The 18,488-nt window shown below is 62.7% G+C and carries 23 protein-coding genes; all 23 read left to right on the top strand.

Features of this window, described 5'->3' with window-relative positions; translation table 11 throughout:
• Positions 1-4: 4 nt before the first annotated feature.
• Positions 5-256, top strand: coding sequence for a hypothetical protein (locus CSQ85_RS11965; RefSeq protein ID WP_150384193.1), 252 nt, complete (start codon positions 5-7; stop codon positions 254-256).
• 65 nt (positions 257-321) lie between these two features.
• Complete coding sequence (locus CSQ85_RS11970; RefSeq protein WP_150384194.1) at positions 322-936, top strand: hypothetical protein; 615 nt, start codon at positions 322-324, stop codon at positions 934-936.
• A gap of 558 nt (positions 937-1,494) precedes the next feature.
• On the top strand, positions 1,495-2,709 hold the full coding sequence (locus tag CSQ85_RS11975) for a type I-E CRISPR-associated protein Cse1/CasA (protein WP_150384195.1): 1,215 nt from the start codon (positions 1,495-1,497) through the stop codon (positions 2,707-2,709).
• Between the two features lie 2 nt (positions 2,710-2,711).
• Positions 2,712-3,278 (top strand): type I-E CRISPR-associated protein Cse2/CasB, encoded by a 567-nt coding sequence (gene casB, locus CSQ85_RS11980; protein ID WP_190973033.1) that lies wholly within the window; start codon positions 2,712-2,714, stop codon positions 3,276-3,278.
• Positions 3,279-3,378: 100 nt separating this feature from the next.
• A complete protein-coding gene (cas7e, locus tag CSQ85_RS11985) occupies positions 3,379-4,494 on the top strand; it encodes a type I-E CRISPR-associated protein Cas7/Cse4/CasC (RefSeq protein ID WP_150384197.1) in 1,116 nt (371 codons plus the stop codon).
• A 6-nt stretch (positions 4,495-4,500) separates the two neighbouring features.
• Positions 4,501-5,100: a type I-E CRISPR-associated protein Cas5/CasD gene (cas5e, locus tag CSQ85_RS11990; RefSeq protein WP_150384198.1), complete on the top strand. Its 600-nt coding sequence runs from the start codon at positions 4,501-4,503 to the stop codon at positions 5,098-5,100.
• Positions 5,097-5,672 (top strand): type I-E CRISPR-associated protein Cas6/Cse3/CasE, encoded by a 576-nt coding sequence (gene cas6e / locus CSQ85_RS11995; protein WP_181281791.1) that lies wholly within the window; start codon positions 5,097-5,099, stop codon positions 5,670-5,672. Before cas5e ends, cas6e begins: the two co-directional genes overlap by 4 nt.
• 858 nt (positions 5,673-6,530) lie before the next feature.
• Complete coding sequence (locus tag CSQ85_RS12000) at positions 6,531-6,719, top strand: hypothetical protein (protein ID WP_150384199.1); 189 nt, start codon at positions 6,531-6,533, stop codon at positions 6,717-6,719.
• A 54-nt stretch (positions 6,720-6,773) separates the two neighbouring features.
• Positions 6,774-7,046: a hypothetical protein gene (locus CSQ85_RS12005; RefSeq protein WP_150384200.1), complete on the top strand. Its 273-nt coding sequence runs from the start codon at positions 6,774-6,776 to the stop codon at positions 7,044-7,046.
• A 51-nt stretch (positions 7,047-7,097) separates the two neighbouring features.
• Entirely contained in the window at positions 7,098-7,775 is a 678-nt protein-coding gene (locus CSQ85_RS12010) for a hypothetical protein (protein ID WP_150384201.1), read from the top strand.
• Complete coding sequence (locus tag CSQ85_RS12015) at positions 7,772-8,146, top strand: hypothetical protein (protein ID WP_150384202.1); 375 nt, start codon at positions 7,772-7,774, stop codon at positions 8,144-8,146. Before CSQ85_RS12010 ends, CSQ85_RS12015 begins: the two co-directional genes overlap by 4 nt.
• A complete protein-coding gene (locus CSQ85_RS12020) occupies positions 8,143-8,622 on the top strand; it encodes a hypothetical protein (protein ID WP_150384203.1) in 480 nt (159 codons plus the stop codon). The genes CSQ85_RS12015 and CSQ85_RS12020 overlap by 4 nt, the downstream gene beginning before the upstream one ends.
• Positions 8,619-9,257: a 3'-5' exonuclease family protein gene (locus tag CSQ85_RS12025; RefSeq protein WP_150384204.1), complete on the top strand. Its 639-nt coding sequence runs from the start codon at positions 8,619-8,621 to the stop codon at positions 9,255-9,257. Before CSQ85_RS12020 ends, CSQ85_RS12025 begins: the two co-directional genes overlap by 4 nt.
• Positions 9,254-9,970: a hypothetical protein gene (locus CSQ85_RS12030; protein ID WP_150384205.1), complete on the top strand. Its 717-nt coding sequence runs from the start codon at positions 9,254-9,256 to the stop codon at positions 9,968-9,970. Before CSQ85_RS12025 ends, CSQ85_RS12030 begins: the two co-directional genes overlap by 4 nt.
• A complete protein-coding gene (locus CSQ85_RS12035) occupies positions 9,967-10,200 on the top strand; it encodes a hypothetical protein (RefSeq protein WP_150384206.1) in 234 nt (77 codons plus the stop codon). Before CSQ85_RS12030 ends, CSQ85_RS12035 begins: the two co-directional genes overlap by 4 nt.
• Entirely contained in the window at positions 10,197-10,592 is a 396-nt protein-coding gene (locus CSQ85_RS12040; protein WP_150384207.1) for a hypothetical protein, read from the top strand. The genes CSQ85_RS12035 and CSQ85_RS12040 overlap by 4 nt, the downstream gene beginning before the upstream one ends.
• A complete protein-coding gene (locus CSQ85_RS12045) occupies positions 10,589-10,864 on the top strand; it encodes a hypothetical protein (protein WP_150384208.1) in 276 nt (91 codons plus the stop codon). The genes CSQ85_RS12040 and CSQ85_RS12045 overlap by 4 nt, the downstream gene beginning before the upstream one ends.
• A 58-nt stretch (positions 10,865-10,922) precedes the next feature.
• Positions 10,923-11,696, top strand: a complete 774-nt coding sequence (locus CSQ85_RS12050) for a hypothetical protein (protein WP_150384209.1) — start codon at positions 10,923-10,925, stop codon at positions 11,694-11,696.
• A 50-nt stretch (positions 11,697-11,746) separates the two neighbouring features.
• On the top strand, positions 11,747-12,148 hold the full coding sequence (locus CSQ85_RS12055; protein ID WP_150384210.1) for a hypothetical protein: 402 nt from the start codon (positions 11,747-11,749) through the stop codon (positions 12,146-12,148).
• Between the two features lie 62 nt (positions 12,149-12,210).
• A complete protein-coding gene (gene cas3 / locus CSQ85_RS12060; protein ID WP_263390575.1) occupies positions 12,211-15,048 on the top strand; it encodes a CRISPR-associated helicase Cas3' in 2,838 nt (945 codons plus the stop codon).
• Positions 15,038-16,648 carry a type I-E CRISPR-associated protein Cse1/CasA gene (casA, locus tag CSQ85_RS12065; protein WP_150384212.1) on the top strand — a complete coding sequence of 537 codons (1,611 nt, stop codon included), beginning with the start codon at positions 15,038-15,040 and terminating at the stop codon, positions 16,646-16,648. Before cas3 ends, casA begins: the two co-directional genes overlap by 11 nt.
• Positions 16,645-17,313: a type I-E CRISPR-associated protein Cse2/CasB gene (gene casB / locus CSQ85_RS12070; RefSeq protein WP_150384213.1), complete on the top strand. Its 669-nt coding sequence runs from the start codon at positions 16,645-16,647 to the stop codon at positions 17,311-17,313. Before casA ends, casB (CSQ85_RS12070) begins: the two co-directional genes overlap by 4 nt.
• 11 nt (positions 17,314-17,324) lie before the next feature.
• On the top strand, positions 17,325-18,488 hold the full coding sequence (cas7e, locus tag CSQ85_RS12075; protein WP_150384214.1) for a type I-E CRISPR-associated protein Cas7/Cse4/CasC: 1,164 nt from the start codon (positions 17,325-17,327) through the stop codon (positions 18,486-18,488).

An 18,488-nucleotide genomic window follows, 5' to 3' on the forward strand; every position in this document is an offset into this window, starting at 1 on the left:
CCTCATGACCACAACCAACAACATGCGATCACCGGACCCGGACCCAGTCGACGACCACGGGTTCAACAAGCAGGACCGGCAGCTGCTCCGCAAGTTCAACATGACACCGGCATATGTCATACGAGCCGCGGAGCAAGCCGAGGACGAACACACGCCCGACCCGTTGACCGGCCGGATCAACGACCGGCTCCACCTCACGCAACACAGGGGAGAAGCCGCCACGAACCCCGACGATCCACAGGATCTGAAGGACTGATGCCCACACGCCCGGGCGACTCCACCACGACTACGATCGAAACCACCCACGAAAGGACCCTCATCATGACCACCACCGACACCGACGTTCAACCGCGTTGGCGGCTCCTCATCCCCGACCCCGCCCACCACAGCGAAGGTGAGATCATCGCGGAATTCACCCCCGGACAGATCGACAGGACGATCCTCACCCTCTGGGACTACGCGAAACTCTACGGGCCCATCTGGCTCTCCTACGAGGAGGAAGGCGAACTCGACCCCCACGACCTGCGTCCCGCCCTCGAAATCGCGAAAAACCGGATCCCCGACGCGATCGACCAAGACGAACACGACGGACTCACCCTCCTCTCCAACGCGCTCAATACCGCGATCGACCGGCGCACATCCCTCGCGTTCGAACTCGACGAACAACCCGACATCACCCGTCCCACACCCGCCAAACCCACAGGCGACCGACGCATCCTCGTCATCACCCCCAAAGACGTCGACGACATCCTCGAACAACCCGGCGCCCTCTGGACCCTCACCCACCACATCATCCCCGACTACGACATGGCCGTCATCCACACCCACACCACCAACACCCCGCTCGACGACATGGAACACTACCGCGCCGAACTCATCAAAGACATCATCCTCGCCCACAACACCTGGGCCGAAACCACCACCCAAACCAACTAGCCACACAACCACACAACCACACGCCACCAAAGGGGCCCGCCAACACGGGCCCTTTCCTTTTACCCATCCCCGACAAAACGAGACACGGGACAACGACGCCCCAAAACCGCCCACACGCGACCGCATCAGCCACCCCTCACGGGGCGGCCTCGCGAACCGCGGCCTCCGGCGGGCCAGGGGCTCACGCCCCCGGCACCCCGCCCGGGGACACCCCGGACCCCAAGCCGCCACACCCCTCACGGGGCGCGGCGGACACCCCGCGCCACGCGCGGGGAAACGGAGCGCCGCCAAGCGGCGCACGACAACACATTGTTTTGCCTTCTTCGGCGGCGAGAAGCATACCCGATTCGCGGAACCCGTCAACGCCCCCACACGACCAAAGGTCGGTGGGTTCTTATGACGGAACCCGCTCGGTCGGGTAACGCTTTCGCTGCCCGAAGAGGGCAAAAACAAAATCGGCGCCCTCCACAAGCCGATACCGGAAAGCGGGGGGGTGCATGAGACAGGAACGCATGATCCCCGCAACCGCAGGGCGAGACCACATGAAAGGACGACAACATGCCCACCTACAACCTCGTCGACAGGCAATGGCTCCCAGTCACCACCAGCAAAGGCGCAAGAACACTCGCCAGCCTCGACGACATCGCGAACCACGCCGACAGCATCCGACGCGTCGACCTCGCCGACCCCCTCGAACGGTTCGCCACCCACCGCATCCTCCAGGCCCTCTGGCTCGCCTCCCAGGGTGACATGCGCGCCTACCTCGACACCCACCGGGACCTGTTCAACCTGTACGACAAGGACAGGCCGTTCCTCCAAACCCCCGGACTCGAACCCCGCAACGACCCCGACAACGGGCTCGCGCCACTCCATCCCCTCATGCGCAGGACCATGTGGCAGCCCCGCGACCCCCACCAGCCCATCACCCCGGACAAGGCCGCCATCCAGCTCATCACCTGCATGATGTACGACGTCAGCGGCGTGCACACCGGCATGAAAAACGACCCCCGGTCCGTGAAAGACAACAAATCCCGCCCCAAAGGACCTACCCAGGCCGCACGCCAGTTCCTCACCCTCATTCAGGGCGACACCCTCGAGGACACCCTCCGGCTCAACACTCTCACCCCGCGAACCGGTGACAGGCCCGTCTGGGAACACCCCGCCATGACCCCGGACAGCAGCGGGATCACCCCCACCGGGCCCGCCCTCGCTGCCACATGGCCTTCCCGGCGCATCCGCCTCGCCCACGACACCAACGGCTACACCACCGCCGCCTACGTCGCCGCCGGCGACAACGCCGACGAACAACCCCAGGACGAACCCTGCGCGTTCCACAACAACGGCAAGCCCATCCACCGCAACAGTTACGAACCCGGTGACGGCGGCACCCTCGTTCAACCATTCTGGACCGGATGGGACAAACTCATGAAACCCGGCAACCGGCCCGCCACCATCGACCACGCATACGCCACCGGGCGGGACGTGATCACCATCGAGACCCTCGACATCGCATGGTCCGTCGGCCAGGGCGCCATCCAGGGATTCCGCAACGACCACCTCACCATCACCCGCGAACGCGTCGACGACTACCAGCACACCGCCGACATCGCCAGCCGCCTGCGCGACCACGCATGGCCCCGCTACCTGCCGCCCCGTAAAACCAAACCAGTCAACTTCAACAACCCCGACGCATGCACCACCGCGGCCTTCGCCCCCGAAGACAAGGCCATGCGCGCATGGCTCGCCGGAGGCCCCGAACCCGAAAGGAACTGACCATGGGCGTCTACACCGACTACCGTGAATGGGCCGGCCGACGCCTCTGGAAACTCCAGGACGCCTACCTCAACGACACCTACACGCGCGGACCCCTCGCGATCCTCGCCCGCAGCATCACCAAGGAACCCGGCACCGACCCCAAAGCCGCCATGTGGAGCATCAAAGGCATGCCCGACACCACCAGCCATCCGACCAACTACCACACGCCCCTTGAACAAGGCAGCTGGAACGCGTTCGCCCTCTACGCGATCCACCAACGCACGGCCGGCCACACCCAAGGCATGTACACGCGCGGCGTCACCGTCGAACAGGCCCTCGCCCGACTCGAACAAGCCGACCCTGACAGCCGCCGCCGCATCCGGAAACTCACCAACACCCGAACCATGAAGGAAGCCGTCACCATCCTCAAGGAACTCATTAGAACCATGGGCGACCACCACATCACCCTCGACCACACCATCCTCGCCATCGACCTCGCCCGACTCGAGAACCCCAACCTCCGCCAACGCGTCCTCGGACGATGGGCCAACCACCGGCCCGACACCACCGACAAACACCAGATTTAGGCCCCGGCCGGCACCACCGGATGGAGCCGACGGCAACCGCCGCGAACACGACGGAAACCAACCAACCAACAACCAATCAAACCGAAAGGAAACAACCATCATGTCCACCTACGTCGAAGTCCACATCCTCCAGAGCCTGCCGTCCAACGTCCTCAACAGGGACGGCGAGAACAGGCCCAAGACCGCCTGGTACGGCAACACGCCCCGCATGCGCGTCAGCAGCCAGGCATGGAAGAAAGCCGTCCGCCGCGAGTTCACGACCATGCTCGACCCCGACAAGCTCGGCCTCCGCAGCCGTGAATTCGCCGGCATGATCGCCGACCGACTCCACCTCGACCCCGACAACGAGAACGTCATCAAAGCCGCCATCACCGTCATGGGCGCCCTCGGCCTGCCCGACGACAAGGAACGCCCCGGCTGCACCAAAGCCGTCCAGTTCTTCGGCGAACCCGAATGGCGGCTCATCGCCCGCGTCGTCGGCCAAGCCCTCGACAGCAGCGACCCCGAACAGGCCATCAAAGCCCACACCAAGGCCCTGAGGAAATCCATCGACATGGACCACGCCGTCGACATCGCCCTGTTCGGCCGCATGAGCGCCAGCGATGAAAAGAACGACACCAGCAAATACGTCGTCGACGCCGCCTGCCAGTTCGCCCACGCCATCGGCGTCAACCGCACCGAGGTCGAAAGCGACTACTTCACCACCGTCGACGAGGCGCCCAACGCCCCAGCGTCCGCCATGATCGGCGAGACCGGCTACGTCAACGGCACCGTCTACCGGTACGCGAACATCAACGTCCAGGCGCTCGAACGCAACCTCGCCCACGACCAGGACGCCGTCCGCGCCACCATCGACGCGTTCATCCGCGCCGACGCGATCAGCCTGCCCACAGGCAAGACCAACTCGTTCGCGCCCATGACCCTGCCCGCGTTCATCCTCACCACCATCCGCGACGACCGTCCCGTCAACCTCGTCGACGCGTTCGAAGCGCCCGTCAAAGGCACCGACGTGACCCGCACCGCCAGCAGGCTCCTCACGGAACGCTGCGCCGCCCTCGATGAAGCCTTCTCCATGACGCCCTCCGGCGTGTACGCGCTCACCACCATGGGCGCCGACCCCGAACTCGACGCCGCGCTCCAGCGCATCAACGCCCAGACCTGCGACAGCCTCGACCAGCTCGCCGCGCGCACCGTCGCCACCACCCTCGGAAAGTGAACCATCATGAGCACCGTACTCCTCACCCTCAAAGGGCCCCTCCAATCATGGAGCCTCGGCATCTACCAGCATCATCCCGCCCAGCCACGCCCCACGAAAAGCGGCGTCATCGGCCTCATCGCCAGCGCCATGGGACTCGAACGAGACCACTACAACGGGCTCGAACGACTCCGCTACGGTGTACGCGTCATCAAGGCCGGCCGGCCACTGACCGAACTGCAGACCACCGGCATGAAAAACAAGAAGGACCGCAACCCGCTCACCTGGCACGGCTACATGATGGACGCCGAATACCTCGTCGGCATCGAAGCCCAGGACAAAGCCTGCAAGCTCATCGAACACGCCATCAGACACCCCGTATACGCGCCCTACCTCGGCCGCAGAGACTGTCCACCGGCAGGACCCATCCCCGTAACCACCACCCAACAAACCCTCGAACAAGCCCTCCAAGGACCCGGCGACACCTACCTCGAAACCCCCGACGGCCAACCCGTATGGGACCAACCCCACGACGGACGCGACTTCGGATCCCGAGGAGAAACCCACATCCACACCAACCCCCAACCCGACCCCTTCGACACCGCAAAGAAAGCCAACCAAGCATGAAACTCGCACGCATCACCCTCGACCTCAATGACCCCCGCAACACCCACGCCACAGCCAGCCGGCAACGACTCCACGCCATCATCGCCGCCGCCACCGGCGAAGGACGACAACTCTGGCGCCTCGAACACAACCGCATCTACCTCGCGGCCAACACCATCGACAACACCCAACTCCAAACCAGATTCGGCCGCTGCACCATCGAAACCACCGACTACGACAACCTTCTCAACACCCTTCAAACCGGCCAACACTACCGGTGGGCCATCCAAGCCAACCCCACCACCACCAAAAGCCATGACCCGCACAAAAACCGAATCCCCCTCAAAACCAACCCCGAACGCCTCGCATGGATTCACCGGCAAATCACTAAAGCCGGATGCACCCCCATCACCACAACCATCACCACCGCCCACGCCGAACGATTCAAACGAGGAACAGACACCATCACCATCCAAAACGTCTCCTACCACGGAGAACTCGAAATCAACAACCCCGACCAACTCCGCCAAGCCCTCACCCAAGGACTCGGCCCAGGCAAAGGATACGGACTCGGCATGCTCCTCCTCAACTAAACCCAACCCTCCCCGCACACGCAGGGATAGACCTCCCCGTGGGCGCTGCTTGCATCAGTGCTCATGACCTTCCCCGCACGCGCGGGGATAGACCCGAGGTACGACTCACGGTCGAAGCCGATTCCATACCTTCCCTGCACGCGCGGGGATAGACCAGCCAACTCGTCCTCGTCCCAGTCAATGTGCATGCTTTCCCCGTACGCGCGGGGATAGACCAAATGTGCATGAAATGGAGGTGTGACATGAGTACCTTCCCTGCATGCGCGGGGATAGACCGTGGTGTCCAGAGACCCCACTTCCAACACCGTAATCTTCCCTGTACGCGCGGGGATAGACCAAGTCCAACGAAAGCGCCTTCGCTCACGATTACATCTTCCCCGCACGCGCGGGGATAGACCCGTCTCTTTCGCATCGACATGTGCAAGCCGTCTACCTTCCCCGTACGCGCGGGGATAGACCGTTACGATGAGCAGTCTGCTGCAGACGCGTCACCTTCCCCGTATGCGCGGGGATAGACCAGGCTTTCACCGTACTTGTTGTTACTTCGCATCACCTTCCCCGCACGCGCAGGGATAGACACCTGGGATGCCTCATCCGCTACCGCAAAACGGGATCTTCCCTGCATGCGCGGGGATAGACCGGAAAGTTAGATTTTCCTTGCGAGCACGGGGATAACCCCGGATGGAGACAACGAAAACACCGAAATGGAAAGTTAGATGTTCCCTGCACACGCGGGGGTAGGCCAGCCTGCGGGTTTTCTTCCTTTCTTCCCAATATCGGGGGAGGGGAGGGTGTGAAGGATAGCGGCGGCGCACGAAGCGACCGTCAAACGCATTACTACTGGCGAGGTGGAATCCCATGGACGATAACGGCAAACGCAAGGGCGCCATCCTGATCGGAGCGTGCGTGTGCACGATCCTGCTGCTCCTGCTCGAAATCCGGGTCACGCCCCAGTTCACCGGCCTGTGGGCCGCGCTGATCGTCCTGCTCGTCGCACTGGCAGGCATCGCGGCATGGCTCATGACCCGACGCCCCGACGACCGGTGACCATACGGGAATCCCACGTTTCCCGCTCACGATGATTGGAGGAACAAGCCGACCATGAACGAAGACAACCAGCCACGCACCGTGCTCAGCTCGGACGCCGCGCAACTCATCCGCGCCACGGACGCGGCCACCACGCCCCTGACCCTGGACCTGCCCAAGGCCGGGTTCGGCGGGTACGATCGCAGGGCCGTCGAGGAACTCGTCGCCAAACTCAACGACATGCTGTCCGCGGAACGTCGCAGCAACGAGGAACTCGCCCGCTCCCTGGACTGGATGAAACAGGAGCGCGGACGCCTCAGCCAGCAGATCAGCGACCTGACCGACTAGAACAACCGTCTACGCCACCAGGCCGAGAACCCGGTCGAAACATTGGGCAAAATGGGCCAGGAAGTCATCAACGGCGCCAAAGGCCAGGCCGAGGAGATCCGCGCCAAGGTCCGCGAGGAGGAACGCCAGCGTCTCGCCGACAGTCGCGCCAAAGCCGACAAGCTCGTCAGGGACGCCGAACGCGACGCCGCCATCCAGGTCCAGCAGGGCGTCGACCGCAGGAAACAACTCGAAGAGGAAGCGAACCGGCTCATCAGCCAGGCACGCGCCCAAGCCACGGACATCGTCGCGCAAGCCAAAACCCGTGCGGACCAGCTCGAACTCGACGCGCACGACCGTGTCGTGAACGCCGACCGGGTCGAGGCCCACGCCCGCACCACTGTGGTACAGGCCTACCAGACCCTCGCCAAAGCCGCGAAAAGCCTCGCCGACGACTCCGACACCCTCACCCAGACCGTCCGGCCCGGCGCGCACAGCGCCCCCCGCACACCAACTGTCCCCGCAACGCCCGCCGTCACCCCAGCGACGACTGCCGTCACCCCGACGACAGGCCAGACGCCTACGACGGGTGTAACCGTCAATACCAACCCTGATCCGGCCGCGACGCATCCTGCTCCAGCACCGGTACAGGTCCTGCCCAGTGAGACTGTCCCGCAATCGGCGTCCACGCCGGTCGAGGGGACCGAGGACACCGGCCAGCAGCCTGCGGTAGTGGGGGAGACGGCATGAACGCGCGCCGTATCACCGGTATCGTCACCACGGTCGTGGGATTCACCTCCCTGACCGGCTACATCGCCTACCAGTGGGAGTCATGGCCCAGCCACCTGCTCATGTACCAGAGCATCCTCACCCACCTGCCGTCCAGTCTCATGAACCTGCCCGCGCACGTATGGGTCACGCCACTGCCGGTCATCCTGTCCACGGTGATCCTCATCTGCGGGATCCTCGCGATCATCCACGCCGGCCCCACCAGCCGACACGACCCGCATCCCGGCACCAGCCGTCACGAGGACAAACGGCGCGAACACAAGGAACTCGACGAGCATCAGATGGAAGGCTACGACATGACCGGCATCGGCACACGGGGGAGCAACGCATGAACGATCCCACTCGCAGCGCGTACGCCGCGATCATGCCCGACATCAAACAGCTCGGCTACCGGTGCGACCTGCGCGCCGGCTTGAGCGCGAGCGAACTGTTCGCCATGGTCGTGTCCGGCCGACCCACCGTGCACATCCACCGTAACGGGTGGGAACGCGACGACGGGCCGGAAGGCGACGACCCCGCCTCCCTCCTCGACATGATGACCCGCGAACGACTCGACCTCGCCGAACACCACCTCGCGGTCGGCGATTGGAAAGGCGTCGCCATGGACGTGCTCACCCTCGTCCGCCACGAACCCCCGTCCGCGATCGTAAGCGCATCATACCGGCCCGGCACCGACCTGCTCGCCGTCACCATCCGCCCCCAACGCGGCATGCCCGACACCACCACCATCAGCCACCCCGAACAACAGGTCCGCGAAGCCATCACACACAGGCGGGCCCTGCTCGAACGAAAGGAACCAATCGTATGACCGACACCAAACCCGACATGCTCCTGTGGGTCGACATCGAAACCACCGGACTCGACCCCAACATCGCCGACATCCTCGAGATCGGCATGATCCTCACCGACGAAACCGCCGCCCACGAAACCGGCCGGTTCATCCGCATCACCAACCCCGGCCTGATCGAGGTCGACAAGGACGCTCTCACCGCCATGCGCATGCACCTGGCCAACGGGCTGCTCGACCAGGCGCTCACCGCGCCCGTGCCGGAACACGCGTACGAACCCGTCGCAATCGAACTGCAAGACTGGCTTGCCTCGATGGCCGACCGGTACACGCTGCACGCGGCCGGCACGAACGTGCGCCGGTTCGACCTGCCCATGCTCCAGGAGACCATCGCTGACACCGTCGAGGGGTTCACGATCAGCGACTACCTGCACTACCGTGACATGGACATGAGCGGCCTGCGCCGGCTCGCGCACTCCCTCGGCCACGACCCGTACAAAAACAACCACAAGGGCACGCACCGGGTCGTCGACTGCCTGTCCCGCGACATCGCCGAATACCGCCGCTACCGGCGCATCCTCGACGCCGGATACAAGACGGTCGGCTGCGAATACGGCGTACTACGCCACCCTGCGGCGGGACGGGGCGTGCTATGACGGAACCGTTCTGGCAGCACGCGCCCATCCGCACGCTCGTCGACCGGGCCGTACGCGTCACCTACGCCAGCCACGCCGTCGCCCACGGCGTCCTCGAATTCAAACCGGTCTCCACCGATCGCGGGTCCGGGATCTTCATCCTCGTCGTCGAAAACAACCGGGACGCCATCGTCACCCTGCCCGTCGTCACCGTGCACACGGACGGCCGGAGGGATCTCGCCGATCCGAACATCGTGTCCGTCATGATCGAACCCGCCAACCGGATCACCCGCGTCGAACGCGTCGACGACCCCGCCAAATGGGAATCGGGCGACATCATCGTCCTGAAAGACGGCGGCGAATGGACCGTCATCGACGCCGACCCCGGTCAGGGCGGCACCCTGCACGCCAGCTACCCGATGCTCGGCATCGAAGGCACCATCCCCAAAGCGTACGTCGACCACGCGCTACGCCCGCACCCGATCCTGCCTGACAAGCCCGGACTCTGGCGCAGCCTCGTCGACGACGGCCTCTACATCGTCGCCCCCAACGACAACCGGCTCATCGCACGCGCCATCCGCGACTCGCACGGCGACTGGACGATCGGCCCCGGCATCCCCGTCGACTCCGACCAGGCCACGCACCTCGCCCCGTTCCTCCAATTGAACGGCCGACTGGACGGCGACTGGATCGACACCGACACGCAAGACACCACCACAGGGAAGGAACAATGACGGTCATGCACGACAGGACGCTCGCCCCGTACCGGCCCATCCACCTCGAACGCGACACCAGCGGCGACCACACGCTCGACCAGGAGACGATCCGCCGCATCGACTTCGCCGCCGGCTACTACCAACGGCCCGACCTCACCATCGGCGAAGCCATGACCGTCATCACCCTGCTCAAAGGCGTCACCCACATCGACGACCATCCCACCGGGATCGGAAACCCTTGGGCATGACACCCGACGAAATCCGGCGCTCCATCATCGAAGCCCGCCCCGGCTTGCGTGAACCACTCGAACTGGTCGACGACCCGACCCTCGCCGCGCTCTGGCACAAGCTCGAACGCTCCTCCGAAGGATTCCACATCGACCTGACCATCAACGGACACCGCACCCCGTTCGTCGACATCAGCCGCATCCGCCTCGAACCCGACAACGACGACTGTGGAAGCCCCCTCCTCGAGGAAGCCCACCTGTGCGAGGACTACGTGCGCAAGATCACCGACCGCACAACCCCCGGCACCGCGCAACGCACCGTCGACCAGGACGCCGTCCGCAGACTCGAACGACTCCGCGACTCGATCGACGACCTCATCCACGACATCAACAACGAAACGGACACCCCATGACCCAGGAAACCCTGCACGCCGACTACACGATCCTCATCCACGACACAACCGAGGACGACGACGAGATCCTCGCCATCCTCGAAAACCCCGCCCGCTACCACGGTGATGACGACCCCAATTCGACCGGCGTCGCATGGTACGGGACCCTCCTCGCCCGCCACGCCGACCAGCCCCGCGCCAAACAATTCGAACTCGCCACCCACGACCAGCTCACCGCGCTCAAGGATGTCCGAAACAGGATCGACCAGCTCATCGCCGTCCTCGAAAGCTAACCTCGCCCACATGACAGCGCACACCAGTCACACGCAAGACAATAGGAGAACACAAGCAATGAGCAACGCATGGCCCTACGTCACATGGAGGGACTCCGCGCACGAACTGCCAGAAGGCATCGACCACATCGCGTTCAACATGGTCGCGTCATCACTCCCATGGACGAAATACAATCTCACGGACGACGGGGGATACCGGTGGGCGACATTCGACGACGTAGACACAGAATCCGTGGAAACGAAGAGTTTCCTAGAGGCATGCTGTCCGTTGACGGTCGAGAAGAAGCACTGCAGAACGGCGGTCCTGTTCGAAGGACACGGAACAGAAGACCTGCCCGTCGTATACGCCACATTCGATGAGGATGCAGACATAGAGGCCGGTGCCATCCTCCGGGAAGTCTCATGGATGGGCGAGGGGTTCATGGACCGGATATTCCATGACGACGTTTACTCCCTGAGCGTCGACACCATCCACGACATGATCAAACACGACATGGCGCTCATCGCAGACCCCCTAGGCTATGAGTTCACAGACGGGGGCGACGCTCGCCTCATACACAGTCCCGAAGTGTTCATCAATAAGCTCCAAGCCGGTGACCTCGCGCACATCGACGGCAGGACATGGATTCTCGAACGGGACAGTCGTTGGAAAACCGAAATGCTGCAGGAATGGAGAGAACTTCTGTCCGGCACGGTCATCGACCACTCACTATTCATGAGCATCTTCAATGCGGCATCTCATCGCGGCACCGCTTCGATAGAAGGGCTCACCGAAGCGCAGAAGGAACTGATCCGGCTCAACGGCCAGCCGGTCGAACTCGGCTGGAACTGAACAACCAACGCAAAAACACAGGAAAGACAACGGGGAAAGGGATACGACACATGGACGCCAGCGAGATCAGACAACGACTCCTCGACTACGACGAGAACCTCGACGTACGGCTCAGAAGGATGAATGACGACGAGGTGCAACACCTGTGGGAAAGCATCAAAACCGACCGCAGGGGATTCATGGTGCTCCTAGTCGACGGGGACTGCCTGATCCCGTTCTTCATGCACGTGAACACTCCGTTGGATGGTGACGACCCGCTCAATGTCCAGTCATTCGCCAGCGAATCAGGCTTCTGCGAGGAATTCGTCGCCATGCTCGCAGACGAGGACAGCCCCGAAACCGTCGTCGACCAGCGGATCCGCGAGGTCGGCACAGGCATGCTCGAAGAACTACGCGACGTCATCGACGAACAACTGCAGCACCTACACGAACAGAACAAGGAACAGAAGTGACCCAGCCGATGGGGAAAGACATGGAATCCCGTTTCCCGAAAGGACTGCCGCAGCTGCCGAAGATGGCGCTGTCCGTATGGGCGAAAAGCAACATGCGCGACCCAACAGACCCGTCACATCTCCAGGTGTGGCAGCATCTCGAGGACACGGGCGCCATCGCCGGATACGTGTGGGACCTTTTCCTGCCTCGTCATGTGCGCGATCTGATCGCGGCCGATTGCGGGTCCGTGTATGACGCCCGTGTCCTGTTTGTTTTCCTCGCGTCGGTTCACGACGTGGGCAAGTGCTCGCCCGCATTCCAGTGTATGGTGCCCGAGTTGGCCGATCGAACGCGAATGAGCGGCCTTCAGGTTCCCCGCGATCTCAAAGACGACACGAAGGGACGTCGCCTGTTCCGTCATGAAATGGTCGGCGGCCGCGCTTTGCGTGACTGGCTTGCCGGTAGAGGATTGCCGACAGGTCCGGGATCGTTCGCGCATGGAATGGAGACGGTGATCGCCGGACACCATGGGAGCGTGTATTCGAATGAGAAGGCGAAATCGTTGGACGGGTGGCGAGCAACCCGGTATGTCGGCGACGGGATGTGGAAGACGGCGAGGAAGGCGTTGATCGACCACATGGCCAAGATCACGGGTTTTGACGCGATCATTGATGTGTTGGGGAACCGACCGTTGCCTCGCCGTACGTTGGTGTTGTTGACGTCGGCTGTGGTTGTGGCTGATTGGATGGCATCCAACTCATACCTGTTCCCGCTGTCCCTCACCGAATCGGATGAGTTCCGATTCGACCCTGAGAAACGTGCAGAGCGGGCTTGGCCCCGCCTTGCGCTTCCAAGCCCGTGGATGCCTGCGGAACCGGTCGCGGATCCGGGCGACTTGTTCAGGAGAAGGTTTTCGTTGCCGGGCGCGACGATCCGGCCCGTTCAGACGGAAACGGTTCGCGCCGCCGAGTCGATGACGTCGCCGGGATTGCTGATCGTCGAGGCGGCGATGGGCGAAGGCAAGACCGAAGCGGCGCTTATGACAGCGGAGATACTGGCATACCGGTTTGGTTGCGGGGGAGTGTTCTACGGACTGCCGACCATGGCGACAGCGAATGCGATGTTCGATCGTGTGCGCGAATGGGTGGAGTCCATGCCGGCCAACGGTAGGCCTGAGACGTCGATGTATCTTTCCCACAGCCGGAACCTGTTCGACGATGCGTTCGCAGCGCTTCCATCCTCCGGGTCGACCGACGAGGATGCCGGGCCGGAGGAGATCGACAGGATGGAGGCGACCATCGCCGACTGGTTATGCGGGCGACGACGGGGCATGCTGTCCGATTTCGTGGTCGGCACGATCGATCAGCTGCTTATGGCGGGGCTTCAGTCGAGGTATGTGGCGTTACGGCATCTGGCGATCGCCGGCAAAGTCGTCGTTTTGGACGAGATCCATGCGACCACCGCGTATATGAACGTGTATCTGGAGACGGTGCTGTCATGGTTGGGCGAATACCGGGTGCCGGTCGTCATGCTGTCCGCGACCTTGCCCCCGGCCCGCCGTGCGGCGCTGGTCGCCGCCTACAATGCCGGTTTGACTGGCGTGCGAGTGGACGATGCCGTTCCCATGTTCGCAGGATACCCGTTGCTGACGGTTTGCGACACCGCAGGAGTACGTTCCATTACTCCGGCTTCGTCCGGGCGGACCCGTGGCATAGACATGACACTGGTCGATGATACGGATGAGACGCTTGTGCGTATCGTCCGGAAAGCATTGGATTCAGGTGGCTGTGTGGTGGTGATCCGTGACACGGTGACACGTGCCCGACACGCATACCGGTTGTTGCGGGATAAGCTCGAGACCCCGGTCACGCTCTGTCATTCACGGTTCATGGCTGCGGATCGTGCGGAGAACGACCGTATGCTGCTTGAACGGTTCGGGGCGGATTCCACTCCGGAAACCCGTTGCGGGGTGGTCGTTGCCACACAGGTCGTGGAACAGTCTTTGGATGTGGATTTCGACGTGATGGTCTCGGACATCGCCCCCGTCGACCTGCTACTCCAACGCGCCGGACGATTGCAACGCCATGACCGAACCCGCCCCGTAGGCATCGGCGGCCCCAGGCTGTACGTGACGGGTGTCGGATCATGCGATCCAGACACGGCCCCGACGTTTGCCAAAAACCTTGAACGGGTTTACCCCCGCGCGCACCTCATGCGCACGCTTGCCGCCATGGGATTGCGGCCGGAGTACACGCGACAAGTGACTATCCCGGACGATCTGCCGGGCTTGGTCGCCTCCGTATACGGCGAACAACCGATCTGCCCTCCCGGATGGAGGAACGGCAAGAACGGCGAGACCGTAGCATGCGAGGCGCTTGCGCGGCGGATCGCGCACGACAGCGCGACAGCGGCCCAATGGCGCATCATCCGCCCGGACGATCGAAAAGGAGACCCGTATGCGTTCGAGGAATGGGCATCCGATCTCGATCCCGAATCCGCCAACGCCCATAAAACCATGACCACCGTGCGCGGCGGCATCGACTCGTTCGAGATGATCCTGCTCGAATCAGACCGGTCCGGCCGACTAGTTTTGCCGGACCGTCCGGCATTCGCTTCAATCAGGGACCTGCCGGACGGCCCCGAACCGCAGATCGACCCGCACCGTCTATGGGCCATCATGTCATGCACCGTGTCCGTGACACCCGCCACAGTGCCGGGCATCGGCCTGACCCCATTGATCAAGATCCTGGAACAGGACACGCCAAGCCAGTGGCATGCGATCCGGAAGGCGAATCCGATGCTACGCGGCAAGCTCATCGGCGTCGCTGACGACCAAGGGCGCATACGAATAACTGCGGACGAAATACATATCACCCTCGACTACACAAGAAAGGAAGGATTGTACGGCCATGTCGACTGACAACACGTCATTCGATCTCACGGAACGCCCATGGATGCCCGTGATCCTCAAGGACGGAACAAAAACCGAACTGTCACTCAAGAAGGCGTTCGCCTTCTCGCGGGACATCGTCGGCTTCGATGACCGGATCGGCGTCACGCCATTCGCGCTCACCCGACTTATGGAGGCCGTGCTCTACGGCGTCTACGGGCACTCGTTCGACGTCGTCGAATGGGATCATCTGCTCCAGAACGGGCCGGACTTGTTGCGTATCAATGATTACCTTGACGCGCGACGGCGTCGCTTCGACCTGTTTGATCCCGTCACGCCGTTCTACCAGTGCGCCGGTCTGCAAGGCAATGGCGAACAGCAGACATTCGAGCTGACACGGCTGACCGTCACCAACGAGGCGCGACCCGTACGCCACACTGATGGCACCTTGGGATTCGCGGAAGCCGCACGATGGCTTGTGGTCGCACAGGCATACAACATCAGCGGCATCAAGACCGGAGTCAAAGGCGGCGGGGGAACCAAGCCGATTGGTGTCGGATGGGCTGGGGGCATCGGCGGACTGGTCGTCGAAGGTCCGAACCTGTGGTCCACGCTCATCCTCAATTTCATTCCCGAACTGGTTCTCGACCAGAACGACGCGGGTGCCACATGGGCTGACGACAGACCCGTATGGGACCGTGAACAGCCCGGCTCCGCGCCGACCGCCGGCTATACGATGACCAAGAACGACGAGGGGGATCCCACGTCGTTGCGCGGTCCGGCCACCCTGTACACTTGGCAGTCACGACGCATCCTCCTGCACCATGATGGTCAAACCGTCACGGGATGCGTGGTCGCCAACGGCGACCGCACCCGTGCCGACAACGCCATGGCCTATGAGCCAATGACGGCATGGGTACGTAATGATAAGCGCGAGAAAGCCCTCAAGTTGCCAATGGTGTTTATCCCGGCCAGACATGCGAAGGAACGCGCCCTCTGGCGCGGCCTGTCCGCCATCATCACGGCCAAACGAGACCAAGGGCGAGGTCCCTACACGTTGCGGTGGCTGGCGAAAACCGGGTTCATCGGGGCGGTCCGTCTGCACGCCTACGGCATGGCATATGGCACACGGGACTCCATCTATGACACATGCATCAGCGACAGTGTCGACGCGCCGATTGCCAACCTCACCGCCACCGACCCCCTGTGGGCCGACATGGCCACGGATGCGATAGCCAAAGCCGACGAGGGGGTGAGCGCGGTAGCGAATCTCGTCTCCGATATCTGTCACGCGGCAGGTGTTGAAGCTGAGAAGCCTGACCGTAAGGGGCCTCGTTATAAAGCTCGGGCTGATGCGTATGCCGAACTCGGGCCGGCATTCCTCGCATGGTTCGGTCAGACGCATGCTGATCCGGAATCCGCATACCAGTCATGGCTTGCCACGGCGAAACAGGTGATCGCACGAGTGGCGGATCGGATCGAAGCTGATGCGCCACTACACGCTGTCATCGGCCGAGAAGTCGAGGAAGGCAAGGGAGCGAAGAAAAAGACCGTCTACATGACGGCGGCTCTAGCCGGCATGCGGTGTCGCGGCAACCTCGACAAGATCTTCGGAAAGGACACGGAATGAGCGAACCGACGCAACCACGTAAACTGTATCGTCGCAGTCTCGGCGCTTGGGTGGCGAACGAGGCCACGGTCCTTGCCACGGGAGGGAGGTACCCGGACGGTACCGACCACGGAGGGTATGTGGACAAGGATCCTGCTGCAAGATATGCCGTAGCAATACTCGCACATACCGCCGGGCACAGGCCGGGCGACGATCCAGACATACTCCCATGGACGATCCCGCCCGAAACCATCGACCCATGGGACGGCACCGGCATCTCCAACGCTGAATGGTCAGCGTTCGCCACGCTCACACTGTTCGCCGTACACCAGAAAGGGAAAGATATGCCCATGCACGTGAACGACGGCACCAGCATCGGACGAGCATTGGGCACGCTTTGCTGGAACAACCAGCAAAGGGAGCCCGGTATCCGCCGCGCCTTCGCCAGACTTGAGAACGCGCGTGAATGGCCGGCAACCGTACGCCACGCGCGCAGCATCGTCAGACTGCTGGCACGAGAAGACATCCCCATGGACTACGGCACGCTGGCCGATGACCTCAATGCACTGCGTTATGGCGGCGACAGCAAACGTAAAGTCCTTGTGAGATGGAGCCGTGACCTGCAACGTGGCTATGCCACCGCACGGGACGCATCAAACACCACAGATAACACCACTGACAAGTAAAGGAAACCACCATGAGCCGCACCATCATCGACATCCACATCCTCGAAACCATCGCCACCGGCAACATTAATCGCGACGACACCGGGACCCCCAAGACCCAGGAGTATGGGGGAGTGGTTCGCGCCCGCGTCTCCAGCCAGTCATGGAAACGTCCCACGCGGTTTCTGTTCGACGAACGATTCGACGACCATGACCTCGGCGTGCGAACCAAGCGATGCATCGAACTCCTCGCCGATGCCGTCGAAGCCAAGCGTCCCGACATCGATCATGACACCGCGATGAAGTACTCTGAGACCCTGCTGGGAGATCAATACGCCGGAATCAAAAAAAACGAGAAAGGAAAGATCGATAAAAAGACCGGACAGATTATCCCCCCGCGCAGCCCGTACCTGCTCTACATGGGTCGCGCCCAGTATGACCGCCTCGCGGACATCGCCATCGAAATGACCGACACGACAAACGCAGCCAGTAAGACAAAAAGCGAATGGAAGAAGCGCGTCAAGAACATCATCGAAAACGATCGCGCCATCGACGTGGCCCTTTTCGGCCGCATGTTCACCGACGACGCGAAACTCAATATCGAAGCTGCTGTTGAAGTCGCCCACGCGATCAGCGTGCATGGCGTCGAAACCGAGTCGGACTACTATACCGCTGTCGATGACATGAAATCCGTGTCCGGGGATGAGGATAGTGGCGCCGCCATGATCGGGGACATCGAATTCAGCTCCGCCACCTTCTACAGGTATGCGAACGTCGACGCGAACCGTCTGAACGACACGCTGGCCGATCCGAAGGCATCCGCCCGTGCGGCGGCGGAATTCGTGCGCGCGTTCGCCATGAGCATCCCCACCGGCAAGATCCACGGGTTTGCCCAGCGCGCCCTGCCCGATCTGATCGTCGTCAGCCTGCGGGACACCCAACCGGTCAACTTGGCCACCGCATTCCGAGTCCCCGTGAAGCCCGATTACGTCAAGCACGCGACCGAACAGCTGGTCGCCCAAGAGAAAGCCTTTGACGAGGCGTTCGACGTGACGCCGATCCGCACATGGGTGATCCGCGCGGACGACGCCGCGAAAGACGCCGACCAACTCGGCGAGGTCACGACCCTGAAGGAGGCAGTCGACGACATCGAAACCACCGTGCGCGATCGCCTCACCAACGAAACGGAAGCCTGA

Origin of the sequence: Bifidobacterium rousetti, from assembly GCF_008698235.1 — a bacterium.
In the GTDB taxonomy this organism is placed as follows: domain Bacteria; phylum Actinomycetota; class Actinomycetes; order Actinomycetales; family Bifidobacteriaceae; genus Bifidobacterium; species Bifidobacterium rousetti.

Coding starts and splice junctions, on each gene's coding strand:
- CSQ85_RS12025 (WP_150384204.1), top strand. CDS start 8,619: ATGACCGACACCAAACCCGACATGCTCCTGTGGGTCGACATCGAAACC.
- CSQ85_RS12055 (WP_150384210.1), top strand. CDS start 11,747: ATGGACGCCAGCGAGATCAGACAACGACTCCTCGACTACGACGAGAAC.
- casB (WP_150384213.1), top strand. CDS start 16,645: ATGAGCGAACCGACGCAACCACGTAAACTGTATCGTCGCAGTCTCGGC.
- CSQ85_RS12030 (WP_150384205.1), top strand. CDS start 9,254: ATGACGGAACCGTTCTGGCAGCACGCGCCCATCCGCACGCTCGTCGAC.
- CSQ85_RS12010 (WP_150384201.1), top strand. CDS start 7,098: ATGGGCCAGGAAGTCATCAACGGCGCCAAAGGCCAGGCCGAGGAGATC.
- CSQ85_RS12035 (WP_150384206.1), top strand. CDS start 9,967: ATGACGGTCATGCACGACAGGACGCTCGCCCCGTACCGGCCCATCCAC.
- cas7e (WP_150384214.1), top strand. CDS start 17,325: ATGAGCCGCACCATCATCGACATCCACATCCTCGAAACCATCGCCACC.
- casA (WP_150384212.1), top strand. CDS start 15,038: ATGTCGACTGACAACACGTCATTCGATCTCACGGAACGCCCATGGATG.
- CSQ85_RS11965 (WP_150384193.1), top strand. CDS start 5: ATGACCACAACCAACAACATGCGATCACCGGACCCGGACCCAGTCGAC.
- CSQ85_RS12005 (WP_150384200.1), top strand. CDS start 6,774: ATGAACGAAGACAACCAGCCACGCACCGTGCTCAGCTCGGACGCCGCG.
- CSQ85_RS12000 (WP_150384199.1), top strand. CDS start 6,531: ATGGACGATAACGGCAAACGCAAGGGCGCCATCCTGATCGGAGCGTGC.
- casB (WP_190973033.1), top strand. CDS start 2,712: ATGGGCGTCTACACCGACTACCGTGAATGGGCCGGCCGACGCCTCTGG.
- CSQ85_RS12015 (WP_150384202.1), top strand. CDS start 7,772: ATGAACGCGCGCCGTATCACCGGTATCGTCACCACGGTCGTGGGATTC.
- cas5e (WP_150384198.1), top strand. CDS start 4,501: ATGAGCACCGTACTCCTCACCCTCAAAGGGCCCCTCCAATCATGGAGC.
- cas6e (WP_181281791.1), top strand. CDS start 5,097: ATGAAACTCGCACGCATCACCCTCGACCTCAATGACCCCCGCAACACC.
- cas3 (WP_263390575.1), top strand. CDS start 12,211: ATGGCGCTGTCCGTATGGGCGAAAAGCAACATGCGCGACCCAACAGAC.
- cas7e (WP_150384197.1), top strand. CDS start 3,379: ATGTCCACCTACGTCGAAGTCCACATCCTCCAGAGCCTGCCGTCCAAC.
- CSQ85_RS12020 (WP_150384203.1), top strand. CDS start 8,143: ATGAACGATCCCACTCGCAGCGCGTACGCCGCGATCATGCCCGACATC.
- CSQ85_RS11970 (WP_150384194.1), top strand. CDS start 322: ATGACCACCACCGACACCGACGTTCAACCGCGTTGGCGGCTCCTCATC.
- CSQ85_RS12050 (WP_150384209.1), top strand. CDS start 10,923: ATGAGCAACGCATGGCCCTACGTCACATGGAGGGACTCCGCGCACGAA.
- CSQ85_RS12040 (WP_150384207.1), top strand. CDS start 10,197: ATGACACCCGACGAAATCCGGCGCTCCATCATCGAAGCCCGCCCCGGC.
- CSQ85_RS11975 (WP_150384195.1), top strand. CDS start 1,495: ATGCCCACCTACAACCTCGTCGACAGGCAATGGCTCCCAGTCACCACC.
- CSQ85_RS12045 (WP_150384208.1), top strand. CDS start 10,589: ATGACCCAGGAAACCCTGCACGCCGACTACACGATCCTCATCCACGAC.